The 12978-nt window shown below is 69.0% G+C and carries 12 protein-coding genes; 7 read left to right on the forward strand and 5 right to left on the reverse strand.

The window, feature by feature from the left end:
• The first annotated feature begins 51 nt into the window (after positions 1-51).
• From ASE68_RS16040 to ASE68_RS16055, 4 genes are all read left to right on the forward strand, one after another.
• The gene (locus tag ASE68_RS16040; RefSeq protein ID WP_055861989.1) at positions 52-258 is read left to right on the forward strand and encodes a ribbon-helix-helix protein, CopG family; all 207 of its coding nucleotides are present in this window, start codon (positions 52-54) and stop codon (positions 256-258) included.
• Positions 255-701: a type II toxin-antitoxin system death-on-curing family toxin gene (locus ASE68_RS16045; protein WP_055861990.1), complete on the forward strand. Its 447-nt coding sequence runs from the start codon at positions 255-257 to the stop codon at positions 699-701. Before ASE68_RS16040 ends, ASE68_RS16045 begins: the two co-directional genes overlap by 4 nt.
• 285 nt (positions 702-986) lie before the next feature.
• Positions 987-4787 carry a hypothetical protein gene (locus ASE68_RS20900; RefSeq protein WP_055861991.1) on the forward strand — a complete coding sequence of 1267 codons (3801 nt, stop codon included), beginning with the start codon at positions 987-989 and terminating at the stop codon, positions 4785-4787.
• A 156-nt stretch (positions 4788-4943) separates the two neighbouring features.
• Complete coding sequence (locus tag ASE68_RS16055) at positions 4944-5162, forward strand: hypothetical protein (protein ID WP_055861996.1); 219 nt, start codon at positions 4944-4946, stop codon at positions 5160-5162.
• 33 nt (positions 5163-5195) lie between these two features.
• On the opposite strand, the gene ASE68_RS16060 is transcribed toward ASE68_RS16055, so the two are convergent.
• From ASE68_RS16060 to ASE68_RS20335, 3 genes are all read right to left on the reverse strand, one after another.
• Positions 5196-5573 (reverse strand): YciI family protein, encoded by a 378-nt coding sequence (locus ASE68_RS16060; protein ID WP_055861999.1) that lies wholly within the window; start codon positions 5571-5573, stop codon positions 5196-5198.
• A 122-nt stretch (positions 5574-5695) separates the two neighbouring features.
• The gene (gene glsA / locus ASE68_RS16065; RefSeq protein WP_055862002.1) at positions 5696-6919 is read right to left on the reverse strand and encodes a glutaminase A; all 1224 of its coding nucleotides are present in this window, start codon (positions 6917-6919) and stop codon (positions 5696-5698) included.
• Between the two features lie 286 nt (positions 6920-7205).
• Positions 7206-7361, reverse strand: a complete 156-nt coding sequence (locus tag ASE68_RS20335; RefSeq protein WP_157421726.1) for a hypothetical protein — start codon at positions 7359-7361, stop codon at positions 7206-7208.
• Positions 7362-7626: 265 nt separating this feature from the next.
• On the opposite strand from ASE68_RS20335, the gene ASE68_RS16070 reads away from it, so the two are divergent.
• Positions 7627-8724 carry a hypothetical protein gene (locus ASE68_RS16070; protein WP_157421727.1) on the forward strand — a complete coding sequence of 366 codons (1098 nt, stop codon included), beginning with the start codon at positions 7627-7629 and terminating at the stop codon, positions 8722-8724.
• An 81-nt stretch (positions 8725-8805) separates the two neighbouring features.
• On the opposite strand, the gene ASE68_RS16075 is transcribed toward ASE68_RS16070, so the two are convergent.
• Complete coding sequence (locus ASE68_RS16075) at positions 8806-11211, reverse strand: cellulase family glycosylhydrolase (protein WP_162238290.1); 2406 nt, start codon at positions 11209-11211, stop codon at positions 8806-8808.
• Between the two features lie 305 nt (positions 11212-11516).
• Between ASE68_RS16075 and ASE68_RS16080 the strand changes: the two genes are divergently transcribed.
• Together ASE68_RS16080 and ASE68_RS16085 are read left to right on the forward strand one after the other, a co-directional pair.
• A complete protein-coding gene (locus tag ASE68_RS16080) occupies positions 11517-11753 on the forward strand; it encodes a hypothetical protein (protein WP_055862009.1) in 237 nt (78 codons plus the stop codon).
• Positions 11750-12136 (forward strand): type II toxin-antitoxin system VapC family toxin, encoded by a 387-nt coding sequence (locus ASE68_RS16085; protein WP_055862012.1) that lies wholly within the window; start codon positions 11750-11752, stop codon positions 12134-12136. Before ASE68_RS16080 ends, ASE68_RS16085 begins: the two co-directional genes overlap by 4 nt.
• A 109-nt stretch (positions 12137-12245) precedes the next feature.
• Here the strand turns inward: ASE68_RS16085 and ASE68_RS16090 are convergent, their stop codons facing one another.
• Positions 12246-12797, reverse strand: a complete 552-nt coding sequence (locus ASE68_RS16090) for a hypothetical protein (RefSeq protein ID WP_055862015.1) — start codon at positions 12795-12797, stop codon at positions 12246-12248.
• Positions 12798-12978 lie beyond the last annotated feature (181 nt).

Genomic DNA, 12978 nt, shown 5'->3' on the forward strand with positions numbered 1-12978 from the left:
AAGTTCGTGTTGCTGCGGTACTATGGTGATACCACTCCGGAAGGGCTCGCTATGGCACTCACGCTGCGCCTCACCGAGGAGCAAGACCGCCTCCTGACCGAACTCGCTGCCGCCGAACGCCGCTCCAAGAACGAGATCGTCATCATGGCGATCGAGGAGAAGGCCGCGCGCGACGACAAGTCCGCTCGGGTGCGCGCCGCGTTCGACTACGTGATCGAGCGCGACGCCGGCATCCTCGCCAAGCTCGCTGACGCATGACCCGGTACGAGAAGCCGGTCATCTACATCACCCCAGACGATGTCGATCCGCTCGTCGTCGACCGGCTGGGATTCCACTACCGCGATCGGGGGCTGATGCTCTCGGCCCTCGCCGCGCCGATGCCGGTGTTCGGCGTGGACGTCCATTCCGGTATCTGGGCGAAGGCCGCGGCGCTTTTGACAGCGCTCGCGCGGAACCACCCCCTAATGGATGGCAACAAGCGCACGGCGTGGGTCATCACCATCGCGTTCCTCCGGCTGAACGGCTGGAACGTCGTGATGGATGAGGACGATGCGGTCGCGTTCGTGGTCCGGGTGGCCTCCGACGGCGCGATGGAACCGTACGAGATCGCGGATGCGTTGCAGGCGGCCTGCCCGGATTGGTGGGCTGAGGATTCCGTGATCGACCCGGAATCGCCTGCTCCAGGCGTCCAGCACTCGTAGCGGAACCGAGCTCGAAGCGCGGAAACACGGGGCAGTTGACGGAGTGGCGCCGTCGCGTCGGACGACCCCGAGATCAGGACCTTCAGCGCGAGACCGCACACGGGTGCCGTCATCACGCATGCGCCTCTTGACTCCCCGCTCGCCGCAGGTGAGGATTGACACGATTCAAGGGAAATCGCTTTCCCGACAATGTCGGACTGCGATCACCACGAATCCTCATGGCGAGCACGGACGCTGCCAGCACCATGCCGCGCACTGACGCGCGGCGAGATCGAAGGAGATCCAGTGGGTTCAGACGCCCGACATGTCCGAGCGCGGCGGGGGATCGCCGCGCTCGCCGGGGCCGCACTCGTTGCCGGCGCCGCCCTCACCACGACGCCCGCATCCGCCGCCGAAGGCGATGTCGACCTCGCCTTCGACTTCGGCGGCCCGTCCACCCCGGTCGCCGCCGGCTGGCTCGGCGTGAACCCCGGCACCGCCTACGACGCCACGAGGGGCTACGGCTTCACGACCGCGCCGCCCACGGCGGGCTTCCGCGACCGCGGCGGCGACGACTTCATGGCGCGCGACTTCACCATCGCCAACAACCAGGCGTTCGGGGTCGACGTGCCGAACGGCGCCTACGAGGTCACGACCTTCGCGGGCGACCTCATCGCCAGCAACGGCACGAACTTCGACATCGAGGGCACCGCCTACTCGGGTCCGCGAACGACCACGGGCAACGTGCACGAGGCCTACTTCCCGGCGATCCAGGTCGCCGACGGGCAGCTGAACATCCGCGTCACGGGTGGCGACGGCCGCGTCAACGGCATCAAGGTGCAGACGCCGCTCGCGTCGCCCACGGGCCTCGCAGTCACGGATGTCGCCGCCGACGGCGACCTCGCCGTCACGCTCGGCTGGCAGCCGGTAGCGGATGCCACGGGTTACACGATCTTCCGCTCGGCACCCGGCGGCGAGCTCGTCGCCATCGGCCAGGTGACGGATGCCGCGACGACGAGCTTCGACGACACCGACGTGGAGCTCGGCGAGAGCTACGACTACGCCATCGCCACGGTGAAGGGCGACCGGGTTTCGCGGCAGAGCGGCCGGCTCGCGGCATCCGTCGTCGACCCTGACGTCGCGGCACCCGCAACACCGACCGGGCTCGCGACCTCCGCCATCGAGCGCAACAGCGTGACGATCGGATGGGGCGACGCCGACGACGTGATCCAGTGGAAGGTGTTCCGCTCCACGCGCGCCGACATCGCGTTCGAGCAGGTGGCCACGGTCACCGAGCCCACGTTCACCGACACCGACGTGCTCACCACGCGCCCCTACCTGTACCAGGTCGTCGCGCAGAACGCGGGCGGGGCGTCCGCGGCATCCGAGACCTTCGCAACGGAGGTCGCGACGACCCTCGTGCGCCAGGCCGAGTACCTCGACCGGGCGCCCGTCGCCGTGGCTCGCACCGAGGCGGAGGGCGGCGGCGTCTACGTCGGCTGGCGCCTGCTCGGCCTCGACGCGCGCGACCTCGGATTCAACGTGTACCGCGATGGCGCGCTCGTGAACGACGAGCCGATCACGGGGGCGACGAACCTCGTCGACCCCGACGGCACGACCGAGTCGACGTACCTCGTGACGGCGCTGCAGGGCGACCGCGAGGTCACCGTCGCCGACGACTTCGGCGTCTGGGACGACCAGTACCTCGACATCCCGCTCGACAAGCCGGCCGACGACGTGCTGCCCGACGGCAAGACCGTCACCTACGCACCCGGCGACGGCACGGTCGGCGATCTCGACGGCGACGGCGAGTACGAGCTCGTGTTCCTCTGGAACCCGTCGATCTCGAAGGACAACTCGCAGTCGGGCTACACCGGCAAGGTCTACGCCGAGGCCGTGAAGTTCGACGGCACGAGCCTCTGGCGCATCGACCTGGGCGTGAACATCCGCGCCGGCGCCCACTACACGCAGCTCGAGGTCTTCGACTTCGACGGCGACGGTCGCTCCGAGGTCGCATTCAAGACGGCGGATGGCACGACCGACGGCGTCGGCACGGTCATCGGCGACGCGGCCGCCGACTACCGAAACTCGAGCGGATACATCCTGAGCGGCCCCGAGTACCTCACCGTCTTCGACGGCACGACGGGCGCCGCCATCGACACGGTCGACTACAACCCGGGCCGCGGCAACGTGAGCTCGTGGGGCGACGCGTACGGAAACCGGGTCGACCGGTTCCTCGCGGGCGTGGCCTACCTCGACGGCGAGCACCCCTCGCTCATCACGAGCCGCGGCTACTACACGCGCACCGTGATCGTCGCGTGGGACCTCGTCGACGGACAGCTGCAGCAGCGCTGGTCGTTCGACTCGAACGACGCCGGCTCGGCCTACACCGGGCAGGGCAACCACCAGTTCGTGCCCGCCGACGTCGACCGCGACGGACTCGACGAGATCGTCTTCGGCGCCATGACCATCGACGACGACGGCACGCCGCTCTACAACACGCGCCTGTTCCATGGCGACGCGCTGCACGTGGGCGACTTCGACACCGATCGCGAGGGCCTCGAGGTCTACGGCGTGCACGAGGATGTCTCGGGCAACGGCGGCCTCGGCGCGAGCTTCCGCGACGCCGAGACCGGCGAGGTGCTCTGGACCACGAAGGCCACGAAGGACACCGGTCGCGGCGTCGCCGCCGACATCGACCCGAGCCACCCCGGCGCCGAGGCGTGGAACATCGGCGGGGATGCCGCATGGAACTCGCCCGTCGGCACGCTCAAGTCCGCCTCGGGCGAGGTGCTGTCGACCGACATCCCGGCGGCGAACTTCGTCACCTGGTGGGACGGCGACCTCACCCGCGAGATCACCGACCACGACTACGACACGGTCAGCGCCACGGGCGTGCCGACGATCTCGAAGTGGGATCCGGCGGCGCAGAAGCAGGTGCTGCTGAAGCGACTCGACGGCACGCTCACCAACAACACGACCAAGGGCAACCCGGTCGTGCAGGCCGACCTGTTCGGCGACTGGCGCGAAGAGCTCGCGGTTCGGCTCGACGATGGCAGCGGCATCCGCATTTACACCACGACGGATGTCACGGACGCCCGCATTCCGACCCTGATGCACGACTCGCAGTACCGCGTCGGCGTCGCCGGGCAGAACTCGGCGTACAACCAGCCGCCGAACCCGTCGTTCTTCATCGGGGCCGACATGGCGGAGCCGCCCGCGGCGTCGATCGCGTACGTCGGGGCTCCGGCCGATGACGAGACGGCGCCCGTCATCGCCGGACTGCCCTCGGGCACGGTCGTCGACGACGAGCCGCTGCAGCTCGCGATCACCGCCGACGACGCCGAGAGCGGCATCCGCTCACTGGTCGTGACGGTGGGTGGCTCGGTCGTGGAGCCGGATGCCGCGGTCGACCTCGCGGCCCTCGGGCTCGCGGGTGACGTCGAGGTGCTCGTGACCGCGACGAACCATGCCGGACTCGTCTCGACGGCGTCGTCGACGCTGCTCGTGGTGCCGGCGACCGGTGCTTCGGTTGTGCCCGGTAAGGGCACGCTCTCGAACACGAGCGGATGGCTGAACGGCCTGCACAACGGCGACTACGACGTGGTCATGAACCTCTGGCACGGCACGCCGGGCAGCATCTTCCGCCTCTACGAGAACGGGTCGCTGGTCGCGACGAAGGTGCTCGGTTCGACCGGCGGTCTCTCGCAGACGACCGGCGTCACGTTCACCGGCAAGCCCAACGGCACCTACGTGTACACGGGCGAGCTCATCAACGCGCTCGGCACGACGGCGACGTCGTCGACGGCGGTCAAGGTGACGCAGGCCGCGCCCGCGGTGCCGGCCGTGTCGCACGACAACTGGGACAAGGACGGCTCGTTCACCGCGACCGCCAACCTCTGGTGGGGCACGAACGCCACGTCGTACCGCTTCGAGCTCGACGGGGTCGCCGTCGGGTCTGGTTCGCTGACGGCGGCGACGCCGAGCGCCCAGGTCGCCACGGTCAAGCTGACGGATGTCGCGGCGGGCACGCATTCGCTCGTCGCCGTGTTCGCCAACGCCAACGGCGAGACCGCCTCGAAGCCGGTGCCGGTGGTGGTGAAGTAGCGAGTCCGTAGGGGCGAGGGGTCGGAGGCGGATGCTTCCGGCCCCTTCGCCGCGCACGGCGTTGCTCGCGACATCCGCCGGGCGATCTCGTTCCGCAAGCCCTTGCGCCCGAGCCGCCCGCGAAGGAACCTGAACGTATCGACCGAGGAGGACGACATGAGCGACACCACCGGACGCGACGATCAGGACCTGCCCGACGACCGGGACTTCGCCGACGACGCGAACGAGCAGCGGCGCCTGCGCGCAGAGCACGCTCGTGAGCTCGGCGTCGATCCGTTCTTCGAGGGGGCGAACATCACCGAGAGCGATGGCCCCGACCTCGAGGCGGGCGACGATCTCGATACCGGCGGAGGGCACCGCTCCCCGCGCGAGTGAACCGCGTCGCGTCGGCGCGACCGGCGATGGCCGTCAGGCCTCGGGCACCTCTTGCAGGGCGCGCACCTCGATGCGACCCTGGAGCGCCATCGCCGCCCTGGTCGTCCAATCGACGGCCGCGGCATCGTCGGCGGCCTCGATAATCCAGAAGCCGCCGACGTACTGCGAGGCCTCGACGAACGGCTCGTCGAGCACGCGGGGCTCGCCCGAGGTGGGATCGACGGTCTTCGCGGTCGACGGCGGGTACAGGCCGCCGGCGAAGACGAACGCGCCCGCGTCTTTGAGCGCGGTGTTGAACTCGTCGACCGCGGCGATCACGGCGGCGAGCTCGGCCGGGTCGGCCTCCTGCATCGATGCCATGGTCGGCTCGTCGGCGGAATCGTGCGGAACGGTGAGGAAGTACTGCGTCATGATCGAACCTTTCGTCGTCGGGCGCCGTTGGGCGCCTCCTACTCATGCGTCGAACGGCACCGGGTTGGATCGACACGACGTCGGGAATCGTGCGTCCATGATTCGGTCCGACCGCAGCGTGCTCAGTGGCCGAGCAGGCCCTCCGGGTCGCGAACGACGACCTTCTCGCCGCCGCCGTCGGCCCGGCGTCCGGCGACGCCCGGCGCCGAGCGGAACATGCGGGCGGCGGCGTCGCCGATGCGCGTGACATCCGCGAAGTCGAGCACGAGGCATCCGTCATCGCTGACGAGCGGGCTGAGGCGGGCGAGCACCTCTTCGGCTCCCGCGAAGAAGATCTCGCCGCGCAGCGACGCGACCGTCTCGTCGTCGTCGCGGGTGAGCGACCCGATCGGCGAGAGCGGGTCGCCGCGGTGCTGCAGTTGGTGCAGCTCGAAGCGCGCCGACATCGCCTCGAGCATCGCGACGCCGCGCACGCTGTTGCCCTTCGCGTCGAGCCTGGGGCTGAACGTGCCGATGCCGAACTGCCCGGGAAGCTCGGCCGCGATGCCCCCGCCGACCCCGCTCTTCGCCGGCATGCCGACGCGCAGCAGCCAGGAGCCCGACTCGTCGTACATGCCGCAGCTCGTCATGACGGCCGAAGTCCAGCGCGCGGCATTCTCGCTGATGACCCGCTCGCGCGTGATCGGGTTCACGCCGCCCGTGGCGAGGGTCGCCGCCATCGTCGCGAGGTCGCGGGCGGTCACCGAGATCGAGCACTGGCGGAAGTACGCGGTGGTCGCGACGTCGACCGGTGCGCCGAGCGTTCCGGCCGCGAGGGTGAGGTAGGCGAGGGCGCGGTTGCGGTCGCCGGTCGTCGCCTCCGACGTGAACACCGCCTCGTCGACGATGAGGTCGCGTCCGGCGAACTTCTGGATGCCCGAGTGGATGGCCGCGAACTTGTCGTCGGCGGTGTCGCCTGCCATGAGCGAGGACATCACGATCGCACCGGCATTGATCATGGGATTCAGCGGGCGGCCGGTCGCCGGCTCGAGGCTGATGGCGTTGAACGGCTCGCCGCTCGGCTCGACACCGACGTGCTTCAGCACCTCGTCGAGGCCCAACGCGTCGACCGCGAGCGCGAACACGAACGGCTTCGACACCGACTGGATCGTGAAATGCGCGTCGGTGTCGCCGGCCTCGTGCACGATGCCGTGCACGCTGACGAGCGCGACGCCGAGCGGATCGGGATCCACGCGAGCGAGCTCGGGGATGTACGACGCGACCTCGCCCGAGGTTCGGGATCGCACCTCCTCGAGCACCGATTCGAGTGCTGCACGGACCGGATCGCGAACCTCGGTGGCGGCCATGCGGCACAGCCTACGCCCGGCCCTCGACGCCGGTCACCCCGCGGGGCGGTGGGGTCGAGAGCGGGCTGGCGGGGAAGTGTTGGGCGAGGTGCTGCTCCGGTGAAATCGGTTGCAAAGTTGCAAAGTTGCAAAGTTGCAAAGTTGCAAAGTTGCAAAGTTGCAAAGTTGCGCGAGTTCGCTGGGCAAAGTCCCCCGTGAGCCGTGAGCCGTGAGCCGTGAGCCGTGAGCCGTGAGCCGTGAGCCGTGAGCCGTGAGCCGTGAGCCGTGAGCCGTGAGCCGTGAGCCGTCAGCCGTCAGTTGCGAGTGCGTACTCCCCGTTGGCGCAGGCGATTACGCGCCATCCGCCGGGCTGCTCCTCGACCTCGAGGCGGGTGAGCCCCCTCGAGTCGGCGATCGTCGGCTCGGCCTCGCCGGGAACCCACACGACGCCCGTGAGCGACATCCGCTCGCCGTCGTCGCGCGCGACCCCGTGCCGGGTGCTGCTTGCGGGTAGGCGCGGCTCAGGATGCCGAGCAGCTGCTCGGGGCGAGGGGCGTCCTCGCCATCTTCGGGAACGAGCGGGCACGCCCAGGCGCTCACGCTCAGTCGTCCTCAGTAGTGCTAAATCGCCGGCAGCGCTCGGTCGCGTCCCTCGAAGGTGGTCTGGCGCGACCTTGTGTATTCAGAGTATTGCTTGGTTTCGACCGCTGAACCCGAGGGGGAGCATCATGGCCGGCAAAGTCGACAGAGCGATAGCGGTTCTTAAGGACGCATTGCTGCGTGATCCGAAGCCACGGACTTTCGCGGCCATTCGGCCGGAACGTGTAGAAGGGCCGGGGGCCAGAACGACGCTTGTCCCGAACGAGGTGTATCTCAGCATCTCCATCGTTCGCATGCAACTTCGGTACGCGGGTATTCTCTGGCGTGATTTCGTCCCAGTGGCACACTCGTTCGTCGAGTTGTCCCGTGAGGGGGAGAACAAAGTGACGATTCCGTTTGTGGCAGGAAAATCGAAGCTATCCGACGAGGGGATCGCGAAGACTCTCGTCGTTCGAAACATTGACGTTCTCGGACCGACCCCCTATATCGGTGGCACTGTAAACGTCGCTGTCGGTCTCTTCGCTTCGGTGGCCAACGATTATTTCGACAACCTCGTCGGAGTACTCGAGTCTTTCAGTGATGCATTGGGAGGGAAAGCCCTGAGCGAGTCGCTGAACCTGATCGAACCGTTGAAGGACGGTGCGGAGTCTTTGCTGGGTATTGGTGACCTGCGGCCGATAGTTGGCGTTCAGAACGGGTTCGATTCGGCTGACGAGACCGGACTCGGAGCCCTGACAACTGGCTTCTACGCGGTCGTCAACGTTGATGAGTCCGAGAACTTCGGCGATTGGTTGCATTTTCGTGATGAACAGCTCATGGCTGAGTACAAGGACGGAACAGTGCGCCCAGTGGAGTTCGACTATGTCGTGTTCCGGATCGAGGCAACGAGTGACATGCCCGACTATCGTCGGTTCCCTACGCTGAACCGACTGAAGTCGAAGGTGCTCGAGGCCGCAGTCGCCGACCCGAAGCTTCGGTCGAAGGCGTACAGGGAAGCCCTTGCAGCCTTCGACCTTGCGGTCTTCGAAGATGCGGATCTAGTTGGAGCGCACCGAGTCCAGATCCGTGAGGGCATCCGCGCTGAAGTGAAGCAAATCGTTTCGCTCGATGCACCCGCGAAAATCGCTGAAGTCATTGACGGAACTGTCGAGAAATCGATCGCACTGTCGGCGAAGCATGGTCCGAGCTGGGATCGCGCGCTCATGAAGGCGAAGCGAATTTCGTAGTCGACCATCAGCACAAGTCGAGTGCGATATCAGTCGCGGCATCTGCTGGCCACCAACGTCGACTAGGCCGCCCGTCGCCTGTCACCCCGCGGTCGCCAGCGCGTACTCGCCGTCGGCGCAGGCGGTGACGCGCCATCCGCCGGGCTGCTCCTCGACCTCGACGCGGGTGAGCCCGGTCGAGTCGGCGATCGCCGGCTCGGCCTCGCCGGGCACCCACACCACCAGCCCGCACGTGGGCTCGTCGACGACGCCCGTCAGCGACATCCGCTCGCCGTCGTCGCCCGCCACCCCGGCGGTGAGGCTCGTGAGCGTGCCGGGTGCCGCCTGCGGGTAGGCGCGGCTCAGGATGCCGAGCAGCTGCTCGGGGCGAGGGGCGTCCTCGCCGGTCGCGCAATCCTCGGGAACGAGCGCGTTGCCGAACTCGCCGATACCGTTCTGCGGGTCGCCGCAGGCCTGCTTCCACACCCAGTAGGCGCTGCCCTGCATGCGGCGGTCCTCCTCGGCGGCGTACCGCTCGAGGCGCTCCACTCGGGAGTCCATGTCGCCCCAGTAGCCGTACTCGCCCGACCACATCGGCATGCCGTGCTCGTCGGCCACGCGCTGGGCGAGCTTGAACTGGCGCTCGGTGCTCACGATCGTCGGGATGCCGAGGGAGCGGTCCATCGTGATCGACTCGGCGTAGAGGTGCGGCGAGAACACGACGTTCGGGTCATCCGTGAAGCCGAGCGACGGCCCGCTGTCGATGCCGAGGCCCGACCACAGGATGCTCGGCTCGACGAACACGATCTGGGGAGCGCCGGCCTCGCGGATGGCGTCGATCGCGGCATCCGAGAACTCGCCGAGCTTCAGCGACGTCGTGACCGGCGCCGTCTCGCCGAAGCCGGGCTCGTTGAGCAGGTCGAAGCCTGCGACCGCCGGCTCGTCGGCGAACTCGCCTGCGAGCTCGCCCCAGGTGCGCACGAACGCCTGCTGCACCCCGTCGGTGTCGAAGTAGAAGTGCTCGAACGCGCGGTCGCCCGCGGGGGAGATGTCGCGGCCGGTGAACGAGCAGCGCGGGGCGCCGTCGAAGTGCGTCGCCCACTCGGGTGCGCCGTCGTAGCCCCACATCGGGTCGGTGCCGAGGCGGCACTCGGTGCCCTCGGCGGTCGGGGCGTTCGACCAGCCGTCCTGGTGCATGTCGAGCACCGTGCGGATGCCGTGCGCCTTCGCCCAGCCGACGGCCTGCTTCACCTTCATGAGGTATTCCGCGTCGAGTTCGCCCTGCTCGGGCTCGAGGGCCGACCACGAGAGGTTCAGGCGCACGACGTTGAAGCCGTACGTGGCCATGTCGGCGAAGTCCGCCTCGGTGAGCGGGCGCGTGACCGGCACCTCGGCGCGGGCCTGGTAGAAGTCGACGAGCTGGTTCACGTTGACGCCGCGCAGCAGCACCTGATTGTCGTCGCCGTCGGCGATGCGCCCGTTCGCGACGCGCAGGAACTCGGTCGCGGATGTCTCGGCGCGGCCGGCTGCGGTCGCGCCGGCGTTCGCCGTGGCCGGCGCCGGGGTGAGGAGCGAGGCGGTGAGGGCGGCCGCCGCGATCACGGCCAGCGCGATGCCGGCGCCGGCGGCGACCTTCGCCGGCGATGCGGGTTCGGGCGTCACCGTTTCGGGCGTTTCGGGTGCGGCCGTGACGGATGCCTCGGGCGGGCCCGCCGCGGCATCCGTCGCCGTGCGTCGTGCCTGCGCCTGCGCCCGAAGTCGATCGGCGATGAGCGCGACGACGGCGACGATCCAGCCGGTGCAGGCGCCGAACGCGAGCCCGTCGGCGACGTGGATGTAGGCGGCCAGCAGTGGCCACAGGTCGCCGCGGAAGCCGTCGTCGACGACGAGTCCGATGACCGCCTGGACGAGGCCGAACAGTCCGCCCGCGACGAGCGCGCCGAGCCAGGTTCCGAGGAATCCGGGGACGCGCCGGCGCATCCACCGGAGGCCGAGCCAGGCCGAGCCGACGAGCAGCGCCATGGCGACGAGCATGAGCACGAGCCCGTCGTCGGGCCGGGGGGACGGGATGAGCGGGGCGTACGCGGCACCCGTCCACCACGCGCCGGCGAGCAGCGGCGCCACCGCCCCGAACGCGATCGCGCCGGGCCACACCGAGCCGCGCTCGTGCAGGCGGATGTCGCGAGGGCCGCCCGCGAAGCGCACGACCGCGGCCACGATGAGCGCCGACGGCACGGCCTTCGCCGTGATGAAGCCGCCCGCCCACGCCGCGAGCGCGAGGTCGCCCGTCATCGCGAAGCACGCCGCCGCCTGCGCGACCAGCGCCGCGAGCACGACGCCCGCGGTCATCGTCCAGAAGCGTTCGCCGGCCCGTACGGCCGCCCACCACACCACGGCCAGCATGACGGGGACGAACACGAGGTACCTGGCGACCGGCCAGCCGAGGTCGAGCTGCGGCGTGCCGCCGGGCCAGCCGACGAGCGCGAGGAGTCCGGTCGGATCGATCACCGCCTGGACGATCAGGAGAGCGGAGGTCGCGGCGACAGCGACGATCGGACGGCGGGCCTGACGCATGACACTCCATCGTGACGGGGGTTCGGGTCAGATCAGCATGGGGACTGCGTGCATCCGGGTCAAGAGCCAACTGGGACAAGTGACCCAGTTGTGACCTTGGCGAGCGGGTCGAGGTGTTCCTGCGGCTGGCGGGCCGGCACTGCGACGTTCACGGAGCTGCGTGCATGTGCAGCCAAGTGTTGCACCGAGGCGGACGGTGGTACACTCGCGTCATGCCCACGTTGCTGCGGAGGTTTCAGGTGACTGAGACGCCCGAGATCGAGCACGCCCTCAAGGTCGCCGAGCAGGCGTGGCCCGAACTCAGTCGCGCCGAGCGGGTGCTGCGGCTGTTCCAGGCCGGCGCCGATGCCATCGAGGGCGAGCGCGCCGAGCGCCGTCGAGTCAGGCGCGGGGCGGTCGACCTCTCCGCAGGCAGCCTCGACACCGCGTACGAGCCCGACTACCTGGAGCGGCTGCGTGCCGAGTGGCCCGAATGATCGTGCTCGATGCGAGCGTGGTCATCGCCCAGTTCGCATCGCACGACGTGCATCATCGCCGGGCGACCGAGTTCTTCCTCGAGCACCTCGACGATGACTTCCTGGTGCACACGCTGACGCTCACGGAGATCCTGGTCGGACCGACCCGCATTGGCCGTGGCGAGTTCGCGGAGCAGCAGCTGAAGGCGTTGGGGGCGTCGGAGTGGATCCCGTCGTCGGGCGGAGCCGCCCGGCTCGTCCGCCTTCGCGTCGACACCGGGCTGAAGCTCCCCGACTGCTGCGTGCTCGACGCGGCCATGGCGACAGGATCGGCCCTCGCGACGTTCGATGGGCACCTCGCCCGTGCCGCGGCATCCGTCGGGGTACCAGTCGTCGCGATGTAGCCGCGTAGCCCGATTCCGCGAACCGAAGGGCCGGGAGCGGATGCTCGCGGCCCTTCGTGGGTTCGGCTTCGACGGCGTGGCCCCGCCTGCCGCTGACATCCGGCGCTGATCAGCGCGAGAGCGAGACGCCGAGCGTCGCCAGTACACCGAACACGGTGCCCCAGAGGATGATCGAGATGATCTGCCAGAAGATCACGACGTTGCGGTTCGCGCCGAACGAGACCATGGCCGCCGACGTGATCTGGCTGGGCAGGATCGTCGGGCCGATGAGGCTGACCCCGGCGACGCCGTACCGGTCGAAGGCCCGGCGCAGCTTCTCACGGCGGGGCGACTCCTCAGTCGCCGTCGTGCTGAGGGCATCCGCGTTCTCATCGGCATCGCGACCGCCGGCACCGCCGGCCGCGACGAGCGCCCGCTTGCGCTGGCGGCTCGCGACCGCCTTGGTGCGGGCGCCGTGCGCGGTGAACACGAAGACCAGCATCGAGATGACGTTGCCGATCACGGCGGCGCCGATCGCGACCGCGGTCGGCAGTCCGATGACCACGCCGATGACCGCGCCGAAGTACGAATCGACGAACGGCACCGCCGCGACGATCATGACGCCGAGCCAGCGGAGGAAGTCGGGGAAGGAGGAGGTGAAGTCCTGGAGCACGTCGATCATGACGGGGCCTTTCATCGGGGGCGGGAGGTGCGGAGAGCGGAGGTGTACCGAGCCACCGTTCGGAGTGAACCGGTGGCGATGGGTCAAGCCTCCGCGACCCGGACGAGGCGCGGCAGTGCCGCCGTGTCAGCTGTTCGCGGGCGATTCCGCACGCCGGAGCGTGACAAATGTCACTGGCCTA

This window comes from Agromyces sp. Leaf222 (genome assembly GCF_001421565.1).
Lineage (GTDB): Bacteria > Actinomycetota > Actinomycetes > Actinomycetales > Microbacteriaceae > Agromyces.

Bases quoted from the DNA above. Each gene is read 5' to 3' on its own strand.
- ASE68_RS16040 (WP_055861989.1), top strand. From the start codon at position 52: ATGGCACTCACGCTGCGCCTCACCGAGGAGCAAGACCGCCTCCTGACC.
- ASE68_RS16045 (WP_055861990.1), top strand. From the start codon at position 255: ATGACCCGGTACGAGAAGCCGGTCATCTACATCACCCCAGACGATGTC.
- ASE68_RS16055 (WP_055861996.1), top strand. From the start codon at position 4,944: ATGAGCGACACCACCGGACGCGACGATCAGGACCTGCCCGACGACCGG.
- ASE68_RS16060 (WP_055861999.1), bottom strand. From the start codon at position 5,573: ATGACGCAGTACTTCCTCACCGTTCCGCACGATTCCGCCGACGAGCCG.
- glsA (WP_055862002.1), bottom strand. From the start codon at position 6,919: ATGGCCGCCACCGAGGTTCGCGATCCGGTCCGTGCAGCACTCGAATCG.
- ASE68_RS20335 (WP_157421726.1), bottom strand. From the start codon at position 7,361: ATGTCGCTCACGGGCGTCGTGTGGGTTCCCGGCGAGGCCGAGCCGACG.
- ASE68_RS16070 (WP_157421727.1), top strand. From the start codon at position 7,627: ATGGCCGGCAAAGTCGACAGAGCGATAGCGGTTCTTAAGGACGCATTG.
- ASE68_RS16085 (WP_055862012.1), top strand. From the start codon at position 11,750: ATGATCGTGCTCGATGCGAGCGTGGTCATCGCCCAGTTCGCATCGCAC.
- ASE68_RS16090 (WP_055862015.1), bottom strand. From the start codon at position 12,797: ATGATCGACGTGCTCCAGGACTTCACCTCCTCCTTCCCCGACTTCCTC.